This is a genomic window from Nocardia sp. NPDC057663, assembly GCF_042799895.1.
Taxonomy (GTDB): Bacteria; Actinomycetota; Actinomycetes; order Mycobacteriales; family Mycobacteriaceae; genus Nocardia.
In genome coordinates this window covers 495,175-510,296 of sequence record NZ_JBHVHX010000002.1, presented here as the reverse complement: position 1 = coordinate 510,296, position 15,122 = coordinate 495,175, and the positions used below count along the sequence as shown (strand labels likewise).

Sequence of the window (15,122 nt, the reverse complement as noted above, 5' to 3'; positions counted from 1 at the left end):
GGCGGTTCAACTCGACGGTGTGACAGTGACTTTCACGCTCTTCATCAGCGGTTGATCGCTCTCGGTACTGAAATCGCCGATCGCGCACAGCACATTCATCTCCGGCATGTACCCGGCCGCGCAGCCCGGCGGGATGTCGTAGGGGACGACCTTGTACCGGTGCAGCGAGCGGGTCGACCCGTCCCGGGCGGTGCTGGTGATGTCGACGTCGTCGAACTCCTTCAGCCCGCGCTCGCGCATATCGTGTTCGTTCATGAAGATCAGCGTGCGCAGGTGTTGCACGCCCCGGTAGCGGTCGCTGTCGGAGTAGATGCTGGTGTTCCACTGATCGTGCGAGCGCTGGGTGGCCAACGTGAGCACACCGGGCGGATTGACGGTGTCGGGCAGCGTCACCGTCGAGAATTCCGCCTTGCCCGACGGGGTCAGGAAGATCAGCTCGCGGGCGGGCTGGCGGATGCGGAAACCCAGCGGCAGCCGGACCCGGCGGTTGTAGTCCTCGAAGCCCGGCAGCACCTTCGACATGGTGTCGCGGATGCGGTCGTAGTCCTCGATGTAGTACTCCCACGGCGTCTTGGTCTCGGGCAGTGCGGCTTTCGCGATGCCGGCCAGGATCGCGGGCTCCGACAGCAGATGCGGCGACGCGGGCTTCTTCATGCCTCGCGACATGTGCACCACGGCCATGCCGTTCTCCATGGAGGTGATCTGCGGGCCGCTGCGCTGGATGTCGCGCTCGGTGCGGCCGATGCAGGGCAGGATCAGCGCGCGCTTGCCGTGGATGACATGGCTGCGGTTCAGCTTGGTGCTGACATTCACCGTGAAGCCGCACTTCTGGAACGCCGCGAACGTGTAGGCGCTGTCGGGGGCGGCGGCGACGAAATTGCCGCCCATGCCGAGGAAGAACTCGAGCTTGCCCGCCTGCATCGCCTGGATCGTGGAGACCACGTCGTAGCCGTTCGCGCGCGGCACGTCGATCTTGCACACCTGCGCCAGCCGGTCGAGGAACTCCGCGGTCGGGTTGTTGGCGATGCCGCAGGTGCGATTGCCCTGCACATTGCTGTGTCCGCGCACCGGTGACGGGCCCGCGCCCTCGCGGCCCAGATTGCCCCGCAGGAGAAGCACATTGACGATCTCGCGGATCGTGTCGACGCCGTGTTCGTGCTGGGTGATGCCCAGGCACCAGCTGATCACGGTGCGGTCGGAGTCGCAGTAGATGCCCGCCGCTTTGCGGATCTCGTTCTCGCTCAAGCCCGATTGCCGCTGGATCTCGGCCCAGGTGGTGGCCTCGACCTCGCGCACGTAGTCGTCGAAGCCGTCGGTGTAGCGTTCGATGAACTCGTGGTCGAGCGCCTTCGGGTCCGTTTCCGCTTCTTCCAGAACATGTTTGGCGATGCCGCGCATCAGCGCGAAGTCACCGCCGATGCGCACCTGCATGGTCATGGTGCTGGTCTTGGTGGGGTGAAAGGTGGCCATCGCGGCGAAGTCGTGCGGGATGATCGTGTTGCGCGAGCCCGCCTCGACCAGCGGGTTGACGTGCACGATCTGGGCGCCGCGCTTGTGCGCCTCGGCCAGCGCGGTGAGCATGCGCGGGGCGTTGGACGCGGCGTTGATGCCCATCACGAACAGCGCCTCGGCCTTGTCCCAGTCCTCGATGTCGCAGGTGCCCTTGCCCGTACCGAGCGAGGCCTGCAGGGCGCGACCGCTCGCCTCGTGGCACATGTTGGAACAGTCGGGCAGGTTGTTGGTGCCGAATTCGCGCACCATCAGCTGGTAGAGGAACGTGGCCTCGTTGCCCAGCCGGCCGGAGGTGTAGAAGGAGGCCAGGTTCGGGTCGGGCAGTTCGCGCAATGCCTTGCCCGCCATCTCGAACGCGTCGGCCCAGCTGATCGGCACGTAGTGGTCGGTCTCGGCGTCGTAGACCATCGGGTGGGTGAGCCTGCCCTGGTCTTCCAGGTCGTAGTCGCTCCAGGTGGCCAGCTCGCTCACGGTGTGCTCGGCGAAGAACTCCGGGGTGCAGCGCTTGTGCGTCATCTCCCAGGTGACGTGCTTGATGCCGTTCTCGCAGACGTCGAGCAGCAGGCCGTCGGTCGCGTCGGGCCAGGCGCAGCCGGGACAGTCGAAGCCGTGCGAGGCGTGGTTCATCTTGAGGATGGCCTTGGTCCCGATGAGCGGCTCGTGCTCCTTCAGGACCATGAACTTGCCGACGGCCATCGCGGCGCCCCAGCCGGCGGCGGGATGGTGGTACGGCTTGACCTTCGGCACCGCCTCGCGATGCCCGTTGCCGCTCGGGCCGCTGTCCGGGTCGTACGGAGTGAACGGACCGTCAGCCATGACATGTTCCCTTCGACGAGAGTGCGAAGCCTGTCGGTGCCCGCTTGGGATTCTCTACCGCCGAGGTCACGGATGGGCGTAGGCCTGGTTCCGGCGCACCGACATCGAGCGTGTCGCGGGGGACCGTTCGAGTCTGCGCCCGCTCGCCCCGACCCGTCCAAGACCAACTTCCGAGCACTCGATAGGCGGCGCTTATCACCGCCGGTACGGTGCCGAAAACCGCCTTTCACCTGCGTAGACACGGTTTGACGTGTGCCGCGGCGGTCGTAGACGATGCCTCCATCGGCCCAGGGGACATCGCCCCGTGACCGACCTTCGGAGGAACCACTGTGCGCACCATGCCGACCCGGGCGGGCCTGCCGATGCCACGGTTCGTCACCGACATCGATCACCTGCCCGCCGCCAGGGTGTTCGTCGGCCTGGCGATCCCCGGCCTCGTGCTGATCGCCGCGGGCCGCACCGACCTGCTCATCTACGCCGTGTTCGGCTCCTTCACCGGCATGTACGGCTTCGCCGAGTCACCACGGCAGCGGCTGATCCACCAGAGCGAGGCCGCGGTGATGCTGGTCGGTGCCGTCGGCGCGGGCATCCTGCTCGCCCGCCTGCACGCCTCGCCCGCCGTGCTGGTCTCGGCGGTGGCCGTCTTCGCCGCGGTCGCCTCGCCGGTCACCGACCGGCTCGGGTTGCGGCCGGAGGGCCCGTTCTTCGGGATCTTCGCGTTCGGGGCGATCGCGATGGTGGCGGGCACCCAGCCCGATCCGCTTCTGGCACTGGTGATCTGCGCGTGCACCGCGGTGCTGTGCGTCGTGGTCGGCTACTTCGAGTCCACCCGCCGGGAGCGCCGCGCCGGTGTCTGTGTTCTCCGGAAGACGATCCCGCCGCACCGGACCGGCCGGGTCTCGCTCGTCCAGGCAGGCCGCTACGCGCTGGCGATCTCGATCGCCGGCGGCATCGGGCTGCTGCTCGGCGTCGGCCACGCCAACTGGGCGATGGCGGGCGCCGCGGTGCCGCTGGCCGCCGCGACCTCCCGCGACCGGATCTCCCGCGGCCTGCACCGGGTCGTCGGCACCTTCATCGGTCTCGCGGTCACCGCGCCGCTGCTGATCCCGGGCCCGAGCCCGGCGATGCTGGCGACGGCGATCATCGCGTTGCTCTACCCGACCGAACTGTTCATGGCCCGCCACTACGCGGTCGCGCTCGGGTTCTTCACCCCGCTGATCATGGCCATGACCGAACTGGCCGAGCCGACCGACCCGCTCACCCTGCTCACCGATCGCGCGGTCGACACGGTGATCGGTGTCGCGGTGGGAATCGCTGTCGCGCTACTGATCCGCGATCCGCTCGCCGACTCGGTGCCGACCTTCGAGACGCCGGTATGCGAATCGTTGCATACTGGCGGGATGGCTGATGACAACCAGTGGTACTACTGCATCAAGCACCATAAGGCCGAACAGGGCAAGACCTGCTGGTACGGCGACCGGATGGGCCCGTACCCCGACCAGGCCACCGCCGAGCGGGCACTCGAGATCGCGCGGGAACGCAACAAGGCCGCCGACGACGCCGAGGACGACTGACCGCGGGGGCGCATGCTGTTCCGTCAACTCGAGTACTTCGTCGCCCTCGCCCGCGAACGGCACTTCGCCCGCGCGGCCGCGGCCTGCTACGTCTCCCAGCCCGCGCTGTCCGAGGCGATCCGCAAACTCGAACACGAGCTGGGTGTTCCGCTGGTCCGGCGCGGGCGCACGTTCGAGGGACTCACCCCGGAAGGGGAGCGACTCGTCCTGTGGGCCAGGCGGATTCTCGCCGACCGCGACGCGCTCGAACACGAGGTCCACGCGCTGCGGACCGGTCTCACCGGTCAGCTGCGGATCGGGGTGATCCCGGCCGCCTCGGGCACCGTCACCCAGCTGACCGACCCGTTCTGCACCGAGCATCCGCTGGTGCGGGTACGGGTCGAGACCAGCCTGCGCTCGCGCGACATCGTCGACCGGATCCGCCGGTTCGAACTCGACGCGGGGATCATCTACGCCGACGGCATCGACACCGACGGACTCACCTGCACCTCGCTCTACGAGGAACGGCACGTTCTCGTCGCGGGGAGCGAACTGCTGGCAGGCCGCACCGCGGAGATCTCCTGGGCGGAGGCGCTGGAACTGCGGATGTGCCTGCTCCCCAAGGGAATGCGCGGCCGTCAGCTGATCGACAACGCCCTGGCCGGCCGGGGACTCGTCGCGGCGCCACAACTGGAGAGCGACTCGGTGGCGACCCTGCTCGAGCACGCGCGCACCGGGCGGTGGGCCTGCATCGTCCCGCAGCCGTGGGTGTCGACCCTGGGACCGACCGCCGAGGTTCGCGTGGTCGACCTCGTCGATCCGGTTGTCACCGCGCGGATCGCCCTGGTCACCACGGCCGCCGAACCCGGCTCGGTGCTCACCACCGCGCTCGCCGGCACCGCGCGCGGCATCGACTTCGCCACCGTCGATCGGATTCAGCTATGACTCGGCAACCGTTCGGTACTGTGCAAGCCGTCGTGCTGCGGCACAGCTTGTTGTCGTACCCTCAACCTCGTCGCCGGCTTCGCGACCGGTTGAGTCGAGGACCCGTGGAGCCAACGAACCGATCGGCAACCTAGATGAGCAGAGTCACCGCACGGCGCAAGACCACCCGGCTGTCCCCGGCCGGACGGATCCAGCGACCCGACACCCTCGCCGTAGAGGAACCGCTGGAGATCCGCGTCGACGGGCAGTCGCTCACGGTCACCATGCGCACCCCGGGCAACGACATCGACCTGGTCCACGGATTCCTCTTCGGCGAGGACATCATCGGCTCGGCCGACGACATCGTCTCGGCCCGCTACTGCGCCGGCACCGACAGCGAAGGGCGCAACACCTACAACGTGCTCGACATCCGGCTGCGCACCCCGGTCCCGCTGCACACCCGCAACTTCCTCACCACCGGCGCCTGCGGGCTCTGCGGCAAGTCCGCGCTCGACGAAGTGCGCACGCACACCCGCTACCCGATCGCGCACGACACCGCATCGATCGCCACCGACATCCTGGCCGGCCTGTCGAAACAGCTGCGCGACGGGCAGAAACTCTTCGAGGCCACCGGCGGTCTGCACGCGGCGGGCCTGTTCACCGCCGACGGCACCCTGCTCGCGCTGCGCGAGGACATCGGCAGGCACAACGCCGTCGACAAGGTGATCGGCTGGGCGGTGCGCGAGAACCGGATTCCGGCGCACGATCTGGTCCTCGTCGTCAGCAGTCGCGCGTCCTTCGAGCTCGCCCAGAAGGCGGTGATGGCGGGTATCCCGATCCTGGCGGCGGTGTCGGCGCCGAGTTCGCTGGCCGTCGATCTGGCCGCCGAGTCGGATCTGACGCTCGTCGGGTTCCTACGCGGCGAAACGATGAATATCTATACCGGTGAACACCGTCTGACCTGAGCGTTTCGTGGTCGAAGTGTGCGTTCGGCCATACTGCCCAGTACGGTGTCGGAACTGCTACCCCGGCACCGAAGCCCTGGGGGGAGTTTAGAAACGAAGATGTTTTACATGATGACGAAAGACCGACGCCCCGTCCTGGCGGTACTCGCCGCGATGCTCGGGGCCGTCGTCCTGCTCGTGGCCGGATGCGGCGATGAGCAGAAGTCCTCGACCGCGCGGCGCACGACCACGACCGCCGCCGCGGTGGATCCCGGTGGGGGCGCCGGCAACGTCTCGATCGCGGTACCCGGGAGCCTGGCCGGCGACTTCGCCGCGCTCCAGCAGGGCTTCCGTGGGACCCTCGGGCTGGCGATCATGCCGGTCGGCGGCGAGAAGATGATCACCTTCGGCACCTGGACTTCGGGTCCGGCCTGGTCGACCATCAAGGTGCCGTTGGCGATCGCCGCGCTGCGCAACAACGCGTCGTACAGCACGACCGCGACCGCCGCCATCACCGCCTCCGACAACGGGGCCGCCGACACGCTGTGGCAGTCGCTCGGCGGCGGCGACGCGGCGGCCGAGTCCGTGCAGAACGTGTTGCGCGAAGGCGGCGACATCAATACCACCGTGCCCGCGGTGCGCACTCGCTCCGACGTATCGATCTACGGCCAGGCCGAATGGTCGCTGGCCGATCAGGTGCGCTTCGCCGCGCACCTGCCGTGTCTGCCGCAGAGCCAGCGCGTGGTCGGTCTCATGCAGCAGATCGTGGCGAGTCACCGCTGGGGTCTCGGCGCGTTCGGCAGCGCCGAATTCAAGGGCGGCTGGGGTCCGGACATCTCGGGCAAGTACCTCGTCCGCCAGTTCGGTCTCATCGATTCGCCCTCGGGCCGGATCGCGATCGCCTTCGCCGCGCAACCGGATTCGGGCGCCTTCGCCGACGGCATGACCATGCTGGACAAGATGGCGACCGTGATCTCCGGTCACCTCGGCGAGCTGGGCGGCGGTCACTGCTCCTGATCGCCGTCGGTGCGGCAAGATGAACGCCATGCGCATCGGAGTCTTGACCGGAGGCGGAGACTGTCCAGGCCTGAACGCGGTGATCCGGGCTGTCGTCCGCACCGCGAACGGCCGCTACGGCGACGCGATCGTCGGGTTCGAGGACGGCTGGCGCGGCCTCCTAGAGGACCGCAAGATCCGCATCCTCAACGACGACCGCACCGACCGGCTGCTCACCAAGGGCGGCACCATGCTCGGCACCGCGCGCACCAATCCCGACATGCTGCTCGCCGGGCTCGGCCGGATCAAGCAGACCCTCGACGACAACGGCATCGAAGCCTTGATCCCGATCGGCGGCGAGGGCACGCTGACCGCGGCGAGCTGGCTCTCCGACGAGGGCGTGCCGGTGGTCGGCGTGCCCAAGACCATCGACAACGACATCGACTGCACCGACGTCACGTTCGGCCACGACACCGCCCTCTCGATCGCCACCGAGGCCATCGACCGCCTGCACACCACCGCCGAATCCCACCAGCGGGTGATGCTGGTCGAGGTGATGGGCAGGCACGCGGGCTGGATCGCGCTGAACTCCGGCATCGCCGCGGGCGCGCACCTGACCCTGGTGCCCGAGGAGCCGTTCGACGTCGCGCAGGTGTGCGCGCTGATCAAGAGCCGCTTCCAGCGCGGCGACAAGCACTTCATCTGCGTGGTCGCCGAAGGCGCGCATCCCGCACCGGATTCCGGCTTCGCGCTGCGGGAAGGCGGGATCGACGAGTTCGGCCACGAACGATTCACCGGCGTCGCCCAGCAGCTGGGTTCGGAGATCGAACGCCGCATCGGCAAAGAGGTGCGCACCACGGTGCTCGGTCACGTGCAGCGCGGCGGCAGCCCGACCCCGTACGACCGCATCCTCGCGACCAGGTTCGGCGTGCACGCGGCGGAGGCGGTGCACGCGGGGCACTTCGGGCAGATGGTCGCCCTGCACGGCACGAACATCGGGCTCGTGCCGCTGTCGGAGGCCACCAAGCAGCTCAAGCGGGTCCCCGCCGAGCGGCTCAGCGAGGCACAGGCCTTTTTCGGCTGAGCGCGGAACCGCTGCGATCCTCGACTTTTCGGTGCGCATCGGTACCGTTGCCGTATGCGCACCGGTCGAGTGATCGTTTCGGTTCTGTTCGTCCTTGCCGCGCTGGTGACGGGATGTTCCTCGGACGAGGAGGCGGGTCCCGCGGTCCAGGGGGCATGGCACGGTGACATCGAGGTGCCGGGTCAGCCGATCTCGATCGGGGTGACCTTCGCCGAGAACGGCTCGGCCACCATCGACATCCCGGTGCAGGGCGTGCGCGCCGCGCCGTTGAAAGATGTGCGCACCGAACCCGATCGGGTCGAGTTCACGGTGCCCGACGTGCCGGGCGACCCCGGGTTCCGCGGCAAGCTCGACGGCGAGCAGATCGCCGGTGACTGGGTGCAGTCCGGCCAGACGGTGCCGCTGGTGCTGCGCCGCGGCCAGGTCGAGAATCTCACCAGGCCGCAGGACCCGAAACCGCCGTACCCGTATCGCAGCGAGGACGTCACCTACCGCAACGGCGACATCACCATCGCGGGCACCCTCACCGAACCCGAAGGCACGGGCCCGTTCCCGGCGATGCTGCTGATCACCGGCAGCGGCCCGCAGGACCGCAACGAAGACCTGATGGGCCACCGCCCGTTCCTGCTGCTGGCCGACACCTTCACCCGCGCGGGCTACGCCGTGCTGCGCACCGACGACCGCGGCGTCGGCGGCACCAGCGGAAGACTCGACGACGCCACCTACGCCGACCTCGCGGGCGACGCGGCCGCCGGTGTCGCGTTCCTGCGCGCCCGCCCCGAGATCGACCCGGCGCGGGTCGGCCTGTTCGGGCACAGCGAGGGCGGCTACCTCGCCCCGCTGGTCGCCGCCCGGCCCGACAGCAATGTCGCGTTCGCGGTGCTGATGGCCGGTCCCTCGGTGGTCGGCGCCGACGTGCTGATCGAGCAGAACAAGGTCATCATGGCCGCGGCGGGCGAACCGCAGGACAAGATCGACGAGCAGGTCGACTACGTCACCCAATGGTCGACGCTGCTGCGCTCCGGCGACATCGACGGCGCCAAGGCCTTCGCCCAGCAGCACAACGACGCGCTGCCCCCCGAGGAACGCGCGTCGCAGGAGGCCGTCGATTCCTTCAACACCCCGTACATGACCTCGTTCATCACCTACGACCCGAAACCTGCGCTGGAAGCGCTGCGGATCCCCGTGCTCGCCTTCTTCGGCGACAAGGACCAGCAGGTACTCGTGTCCCAGAACGAAGCGCCGATGCGGGCCAACCTGGCGGGCGACCCCGACGCCACCGTGTACACCTTTCCCGGCCTCAACCACCTGATGCAGCCCACCGAGACCGGCAAACCCAGCGAATACGCCACCATCGAGACCACCATCGACCCGGCCGTGCTGACCTACGTCACCGACTGGCTCACCCAGCACATCCCGGCCCGTTAGGGCTTACATAGACTGCTAGGCATGAGCGCACCCACGGTCGAGTTGATGGATTACGCCGATGTCATCTCCCGGTACGAGCCGGTGCTCGGCATGGAGGTCCACGTCGAGTTGTCCACGGCGACCAAGATGTTCTGCGGTTGCCCCACCGAGTTCGGCGCCGAACCCAATACCCAGGTGTGCCCGGTGTGCCTCGGCCTGCCCGGCTCGCTGCCGGTGGTCAACGAGAAGGCCGTCGAGTCGGCCATCCGGATCGGTCTCGCGCTGAACTGTTCGATCACCCCGTGGGGCCGGTTCGCGCGCAAGAACTACTTCTACCCCGATCAGCCGAAGAACTACCAGATCAGCCAGTACGACGAGCCGATCGCGACCGAGGGCTACCTCGACGTCGTGCTCGACGACGGCTCCATCTTCCGGGTGGAGATCGAGCGCGCGCACATGGAGGAGGACACCGGCAAGTCGCTGCACGTGGGCGGCGCGACCGGACGCATCCACGGCGCCAGCCACTCGCTGCTCGACTTCAACCGGGCCGGCGTGCCGCTGATCGAGATCGTCACCAAGCCGATCACCGGCTCCGGTGAGCGCGCGCCCGAGGTGGCCCGCGCCTACGTCACCGCGCTGCGCGAGGTGCTGCGATCGCTGCACGTCTCCGACGTGAAGATGGAGCAGGGTTCGCTGCGCTGCGACGCCAATGTGTCGCTGATGCCGGTGGGCGCCAAGGAGTTCGGCACCCGCACCGAGACCAAGAACGTGAACTCGCTCAAGAGCGTCGAGGTCGCGGTGCGTTACGAGATGCGCCGCCAGGCCGCCGTGCTCACCGACGGCGGCGAGATCGTCCAGGAGACCCGCCACTTCAACGAGGCCGACGGGTCCACCTCCGCGGGTCGCCGCAAGGAGACCGCCGAGGACTACCGCTACTTCCCCGAGCCGGACCTCGAGCCGGTCGCCCCGGACGCCGACTGGGTCGACGAGCTGCGCGCCACCATCCCCGAGTACCCGTGGCTGGTCCGCGCGCGCATCCAGGCCGAGTGGGGTCTGTCCGACGAGGTGATGCGCGACCTGGTGAACGCGGGCGCGCTCGACCTGATCATCGCCACCGTCGAGGCGGGCGCCCCCGCCAACGAGGCCCGCTCCTGGTGGGTCGCGTACCTGACCGAGAAGGCCAAGGAGCGCGAGATCGCCCTCGCCGACCTGCCGATCACCCCCGCCCAGGTGGCCGAGGTGATCACGCTGGTCGAGGCCAAGACCGTCAACAACAAGGTCGCCAAGCAGGTCGTCGACTTCGTCCTCGCGGGCGAGGGTGAGCCCGCCGCGATCGTCGAGGCCAAGGGCCTCGGCATGGTCAGCGACGACACCGCCCTGCAGGCCGAGGTCGAGAAGGCCCTCGCCGCCAACCCGGACATCGCCGAGAAGATCCGCTCCGGCAAGGTCCAGGCCGCGGGCAAGATCGTCGGCGACGTCATGAAGGCCACCCGTGGCCAGGCCGACGCCGCGAAGGTTCGCGAACTGGTACTCGCAGCCTGCGCGTGAGCGTGACAAACAACCGCCCCCACGGGCTTCCGGTGGGGGCGGTCGTTTTCTAGTCCGGGCCGCCTGCGCCGCCCTGCGGGGGTGGGATGCGCACGACGCGGTCGTCGAATTCGCCTGGTTCGCCGTCGGTCTTGTTCGTCGTGGTCACCCACACGCTGCCGTCGGCGCTGGCCGAGGCGCCGAGGAGCTTGCCGTACTTGTCCTGGGCGATCAGGGTGGGCGCGGTGGTGACGGCGAAGGTGTTGGGGTCGGCGCCGACCGCGGCCAGCGCCTTGCCCGCGCCGAGGGCGACGGCGACGCCGTCACCGGTGGCGGTGCAGCCGCCGACACCGGGACGATCGGGCCAGGTCCAGGCGACGATCAGCGTGCCGTCGGTGCCCAGGTGCTGGAGCCGGTCCTCGGCGGCGGTGCGGTCGGTGACCCACATGCCGTCCCTGCCGTCGCGGCACAGGTCCCCGGCCGAGCCGATGCCCGAGGCGACGATCTGCGGATTGTTGGCGCCCGACGACGGCGACTCCAGGCGCAGCACCTTGCCGCCGAGCGAGCCGGGATCGGCCGCCGCGCCGGGGTTTCCGGCGTCGCCGGTGAGCACCATCAGCTGGGTCGGCGTCGCCCATTCGATGGCGCCGCGATTCCCGGTGGCGCCCTTGGGGATTCCGGTGAGGATCTCCTTGGGCGCGCCACCGTTCTTGGACAGCCGGACCACCCGGTTGTCGCTGCCGGTGGTGATGTAGGCGTACATCAGCCCGTCCTCGCCGAACGTGGGGGACAGCACGATGTCGGAGATGCCGCCGTCACCGGATCCGTCGACCGCCACGCTCGCGACCTCCACCGGCGTCTCCTGCGGCGTGCTCGCGTCGACCGGGGTCACCTGCAGGATGCGGCCGGTCCGCCGCTCGGCCACCAGCGCGCCGTCGCCGACCGGGATCAGCCCGGCCGCCGAGTCCAGGCAGGTGGCGATGACGTTCGGATCGGGATCGATGCACGGACCGGTCGGCCGCGGCACCTGCGACGGCGAATCCTGCGGCTTCTTCGGCTCCGCATTGGACCCGCCCAGCGACGGCTCGGTGGTGAACGGGCTCGACGCCGACTCGTCGAACCGGGCGCACCCGGCGACCAAGACGGTGCCCAGTGCCAACCCGACTGCCACGCGGCCCGCGAATACCGAACTCATGGCACAGACGTTACCGGCAGTCGAGCGGGGCTGACACGCCTGATGCGAGGAAGACCGGCGCACCACGATGGCACGTCATAAGGTGACACCCGTGAGCGAGAAGTCGAATGACACACCGCAGGCAGATGGGTCGTCGCAGACCGGACCGGCCGCGTCGTCGGCGGGTCGCCCGGTGACCAGCCCCTACGATTCGCCGACGACACAGATGCCGAAACCGGATCTGCACAAGGATATTCCGCGCACCGACGAGGACCTCGGTCTCGACCCCGGCGAGGACGAAGTGCCCACCGCGAGCGCGGCACACACGGCAGGCGGGGGCGTCGACGGCTACGGCTACGCGTCGATCCCGCCCGCGGCCGCGGCTTCGGCGGGCGCGGCGCGGCTGCAGCGCCGCAACCGGGAACCCCGCCGCGGCACCCTCGACCTCGGCCTGTTCGTGCTGCGCCTGGTGGTCGGTTACACCTTCATCTACCACGGCCTGCAGAAGTTGACCGGCTGGTTCCACGGCCCCGGCCTCGACGGCACCAAGACCATGATGGAGAGCGGCGGCTGGGACTACCCGTCGCTGTCGACGGCCCTGGTGATCGCCGGCGAACTGGGCGGCGGCATCCTGCTCGTCCTCGGCCTGGCCACCCCGCTCGCCGCGGGCGCCGTGCTCGCCACGATCCTGAACGCGTGGATGTTCAAGCAGGGCCTGGTCCCCGGCTTCCAATACAACGCCTCGACCCCCACCGGCGTCGAGCTCGACTCCATCCTGGTCGGCGCGTCCCTCGCGATCATCCTCACCGGTCCCGGCCGCTGGTCCTTCGACCGCGCCCGCGGCTGGGCCACCCGCCCCGCCTGGGGCTCGGGCGCCGTGGTCCTGCTCGCCGTCGCCGCCGCGATCGCCACCTACTGGTTCCTCCACGGCGGCAACCCCTTGCAGGGCTGATCCGCCTCTCCGCGTCTTCAGGCCAGAGTGAGGGGCGTGGGGAGTTGGTGACGCGGCCGGCGGTGATGTAGGGGGTGGGTTAGCCCGTACCCGGTGAGTTACCCATGTGCGTACGAGATCAGCGGTCGCTGATCAGGAAAGACGGCGTCCCCCGAAGCTTCGGGGGACGCCGTCTTTCTGTTCGTCTGTGGGCCTACGGCACGTTGCGGACGGCGCCCTTGTCGGCCGAGGTGGCCAGTGCGGCATAGGCGCGCAGGGCCGTTGTCACCGGGCGGTCGCGGTTCACCGGCTGCCACGGGCGCTCGGAGGCTTCCATCTTCGAGCGGCGCTCGGCGAGGACCTCGTCGGAGACGAGCACTTCCAGTGCGCGAGTGTGCACGTCGATGCGGATGCGGTCACCGTTCTCGATCAGGCCGATGACGCCACCGGAGGCGGCCTCGGGGGAGACGTGGCCGATCGACAGACCCGAAGTGCCACCGGAGAAGCGGCCGTCGGTGATCAGCGCGCACACCTTGCCCAGGCCAAGGCCCTTGAGGAACGAGGTCGGGTGCAGCATCTCCTGCATACCCGGACCACCCGCGGGGCCTTCGTAGCGGACGACGACCACGTCACCGGGCTGGATCTTCTTGCCCAGGATCATCGACACCGCCTCCTCCTGCGACTCGACCACCACGGCCGGGCCTTCGAAGGTGAACAGTTCTTCGTCGATGCCCGCGGTCTTGAGGATCGCGCCGTCGGGGGCGATATTGCCGCGCAGCACGCACAGTCCGCCTTCGACGGTGTAGGCGTGCTCGATGTCACGGATGCAGCCACCGGCGGCATCGGTGTCCAGCGAGGACCAGCGGTTGCTCGTGGAGAACGGCTCGACGGTGCGCACGCCACCGGGTGCGGCGTGGAACAACTCGATCGCCTCGTCGGAAGCCTTGCCCGAGCGGATATCCCAGGTGTCGAGGAACTCCGCGTAATCGGCGGTGTGCACGGTGGTCACGTCGGTCTCGAGCAGGCCGCCGCGACGCAGCTCACCGAGGATGGCGGGGATGCCACCGGCGCGGTGCACGTCTTCCATGTGGTAGTCCGAGTTGGGCGACACCTTCGACAGGCACGGCACCCGGCGGCTGATCTCGTCGATGGTCTGCAGATCGAAGTCGATCTCGCCTTCCTGCGCGGCGGCGAGGGTGTGCAGCACCGTGTTGGTGGAACCGCCCATGGCGACGTCGAGGGCCATCGCATTGCGGAAAGCCTTGGCATTGGCCACGTTTCGCGGCAGGACCGACGCGTCGTCGTCCTGGTACCAGCGCTTGGCGATATCGACGATCACCGTGCCCGCCCGCTCGAACAGCGCGCGTCGCGCCGAATGCGTGGCCAGCGTGGAACCGTTGCCGGGCAGCGCGAGTCCGAGCGCCTCGGTCAGGCAGTTCATCGAGTTGGCGGTGAACATGCCCGAACAGGAACCACAGGTCGGGCAGGCGGACCGCTCGACCTCGTCGAGGCCCTCGTCGGACACGGCCTGGCTCGCGCTCGCGGAGATCGCGCTGACCAGATCGAGCGGCGCGTGCGCGACACCGTCGACGACCACGGCCTTACCGGCCTCCATCGGACCGCCGGAGACGAACACGGCGGGGATGTTGAGGCGCATCGCGGCGTTGAGCATGCCGGGAGTGATCTTGTCGCAGTTGGAGATACACACCAGCGCGTCGGCGGTGTGCGCGTTGGCCATGTACTCGACCGAGTCGGCGATGATCTCGCGCGACGGCAGCGAGTAGAGCATGCCGCCGTGGCCCATGGCGATGCCGTCGTCGACGGCGATGGTGTGGAACTCGCGTGGCACGCCACCGGCGGCGCGCACGGCTTCGGCGACGATGTCGCCCATGTTCTTCAGATGCACGTGACCAGGAACGAACTGCGTGTAGGAGTTCGCGATCGCGATGATCGGCTTGCCGAAATCGGAGTCGGTCATGCCGGTCGCGCGCCAGAGCGAGCGGGCGCCCGCGGCATTGCGGCCGATGGTGGTGGTGCGTGAACGAAGCGGTGGCATGGGTGTCCTCGTAAATGTCGCTGGGTGCGTCCAAGCATGCGCGCAGGGGGCTGACCTGCGGGGCGCGGTGCGAGTGCGCGGTGCGTCCGGCAACCGTGCACGTTACTCCGGCGGGCGGTGGTCGCGTCGCGCCGGGAGTCCGTGCAGGGGTGATGGAACCGGGGCTCGAGGCGGGAGTGTCGCTCCGGAGGGTGTCGC

General features: G+C 69.0%; 11 protein-coding genes. 8 read left to right on the top strand and 3 right to left on the bottom strand.

The window, feature by feature from the left end; translation table 11 throughout:
- Window positions 1-6: 6 nt before the first annotated feature.
- Complete coding sequence (locus ACFVAV_RS07020; RefSeq protein WP_379031218.1) at window positions 7-2,328, bottom strand: FdhF/YdeP family oxidoreductase; 2,322 nt, start codon at window positions 2,326-2,328, stop codon at window positions 7-9.
- Between the two features lie 338 nt (window positions 2,329-2,666).
- Between ACFVAV_RS07020 and ACFVAV_RS07015 the strand changes: the two genes are divergently transcribed.
- From ACFVAV_RS07015 to gatB, 7 genes are all read left to right on the top strand, one after another.
- Complete coding sequence (locus tag ACFVAV_RS07015; RefSeq protein WP_379031822.1) at window positions 2,667-3,902, top strand: FUSC family protein; 1,236 nt, start codon at window positions 2,667-2,669, stop codon at window positions 3,900-3,902.
- A gap of 12 nt (window positions 3,903-3,914) precedes the next feature.
- Window positions 3,915-4,826 (top strand): LysR family transcriptional regulator, encoded by a 912-nt coding sequence (locus tag ACFVAV_RS07010; protein WP_379031215.1) that lies wholly within the window; start codon window positions 3,915-3,917, stop codon window positions 4,824-4,826.
- 134 nt (window positions 4,827-4,960) lie between these two features.
- On the top strand, window positions 4,961-5,770 hold the full coding sequence (fdhD, locus tag ACFVAV_RS07005) for a formate dehydrogenase accessory sulfurtransferase FdhD (RefSeq protein ID WP_379031212.1): 810 nt from the start codon (window positions 4,961-4,963) through the stop codon (window positions 5,768-5,770).
- A gap of 111 nt (window positions 5,771-5,881) precedes the next feature.
- The gene (locus ACFVAV_RS07000; protein ID WP_379031209.1) at window positions 5,882-6,766 is read left to right on the top strand and encodes a hypothetical protein; all 885 of its coding nucleotides are present in this window, start codon (window positions 5,882-5,884) and stop codon (window positions 6,764-6,766) included.
- Between the two features lie 28 nt (window positions 6,767-6,794).
- Window positions 6,795-7,829 (top strand): ATP-dependent 6-phosphofructokinase, encoded by a 1,035-nt coding sequence (locus tag ACFVAV_RS06995; RefSeq protein ID WP_379031206.1) that lies wholly within the window; start codon window positions 6,795-6,797, stop codon window positions 7,827-7,829.
- A gap of 54 nt (window positions 7,830-7,883) precedes the next feature.
- Window positions 7,884-9,257 carry an alpha/beta hydrolase family protein gene (locus ACFVAV_RS06990; RefSeq protein WP_379031203.1) on the top strand — a complete coding sequence of 458 codons (1,374 nt, stop codon included), beginning with the start codon at window positions 7,884-7,886 and terminating at the stop codon, window positions 9,255-9,257.
- Window positions 9,258-9,278: 21 nt separating this feature from the next.
- Entirely contained in the window at window positions 9,279-10,784 is a 1,506-nt protein-coding gene (gatB, locus tag ACFVAV_RS06985; protein WP_379031200.1) for an Asp-tRNA(Asn)/Glu-tRNA(Gln) amidotransferase subunit GatB, read from the top strand.
- A gap of 49 nt (window positions 10,785-10,833) precedes the next feature.
- Here the strand turns inward: gatB and ACFVAV_RS06980 are convergent, their stop codons facing one another.
- On the bottom strand, window positions 10,834-11,958 hold the full coding sequence (locus tag ACFVAV_RS06980; RefSeq protein ID WP_379031197.1) for a PQQ-dependent sugar dehydrogenase: 1,125 nt from the start codon (window positions 11,956-11,958) through the stop codon (window positions 10,834-10,836).
- Between the two features lie 91 nt (window positions 11,959-12,049).
- Between ACFVAV_RS06980 and ACFVAV_RS06975 the strand changes: the two genes are divergently transcribed.
- Complete coding sequence (locus ACFVAV_RS06975) at window positions 12,050-12,889, top strand: DoxX family protein (protein WP_379031194.1); 840 nt, start codon at window positions 12,050-12,052, stop codon at window positions 12,887-12,889.
- A 193-nt stretch (window positions 12,890-13,082) separates the two neighbouring features.
- Here ACFVAV_RS06975 and ilvD read toward each other — a convergent pair whose 3' ends face one another.
- The gene (gene ilvD / locus ACFVAV_RS06970; RefSeq protein ID WP_379031191.1) at window positions 13,083-14,924 is read right to left on the bottom strand and encodes a dihydroxy-acid dehydratase; all 1,842 of its coding nucleotides are present in this window, start codon (window positions 14,922-14,924) and stop codon (window positions 13,083-13,085) included.
- Window positions 14,925-15,122: the final 198 nt, after the last annotated feature.

What these genes read in the sequence shown, in the direction of transcription:
- fdhD (WP_379031212.1), top strand. Translation starts at nt 4,961, where the DNA reads ATGAGCAGAGTCACCGCACGGCGCAAGACCACCCGGCTGTCCCCGGCC.
- ACFVAV_RS07010 (WP_379031215.1), top strand. Translation starts at nt 3,915, where the DNA reads ATGCTGTTCCGTCAACTCGAGTACTTCGTCGCCCTCGCCCGCGAACGG.
- ilvD (WP_379031191.1), bottom strand. Translation starts at nt 14,924, where the DNA reads ATGCCACCGCTTCGTTCACGCACCACCACCATCGGCCGCAATGCCGCG.
- gatB (WP_379031200.1), top strand. Translation starts at nt 9,279, where the DNA reads ATGAGCGCACCCACGGTCGAGTTGATGGATTACGCCGATGTCATCTCC.
- ACFVAV_RS06995 (WP_379031206.1), top strand. Translation starts at nt 6,795, where the DNA reads ATGCGCATCGGAGTCTTGACCGGAGGCGGAGACTGTCCAGGCCTGAAC.
- ACFVAV_RS06990 (WP_379031203.1), top strand. Translation starts at nt 7,884, where the DNA reads ATGCGCACCGGTCGAGTGATCGTTTCGGTTCTGTTCGTCCTTGCCGCG.
- ACFVAV_RS07020 (WP_379031218.1), bottom strand. Translation starts at nt 2,328, where the DNA reads ATGGCTGACGGTCCGTTCACTCCGTACGACCCGGACAGCGGCCCGAGC.
- ACFVAV_RS07000 (WP_379031209.1), top strand. Translation starts at nt 5,882, where the DNA reads ATGACGAAAGACCGACGCCCCGTCCTGGCGGTACTCGCCGCGATGCTC.
- ACFVAV_RS07015 (WP_379031822.1), top strand. Translation starts at nt 2,667, where the DNA reads ATGCCGACCCGGGCGGGCCTGCCGATGCCACGGTTCGTCACCGACATC.
- ACFVAV_RS06980 (WP_379031197.1), bottom strand. Translation starts at nt 11,958, where the DNA reads ATGAGTTCGGTATTCGCGGGCCGCGTGGCAGTCGGGTTGGCACTGGGC.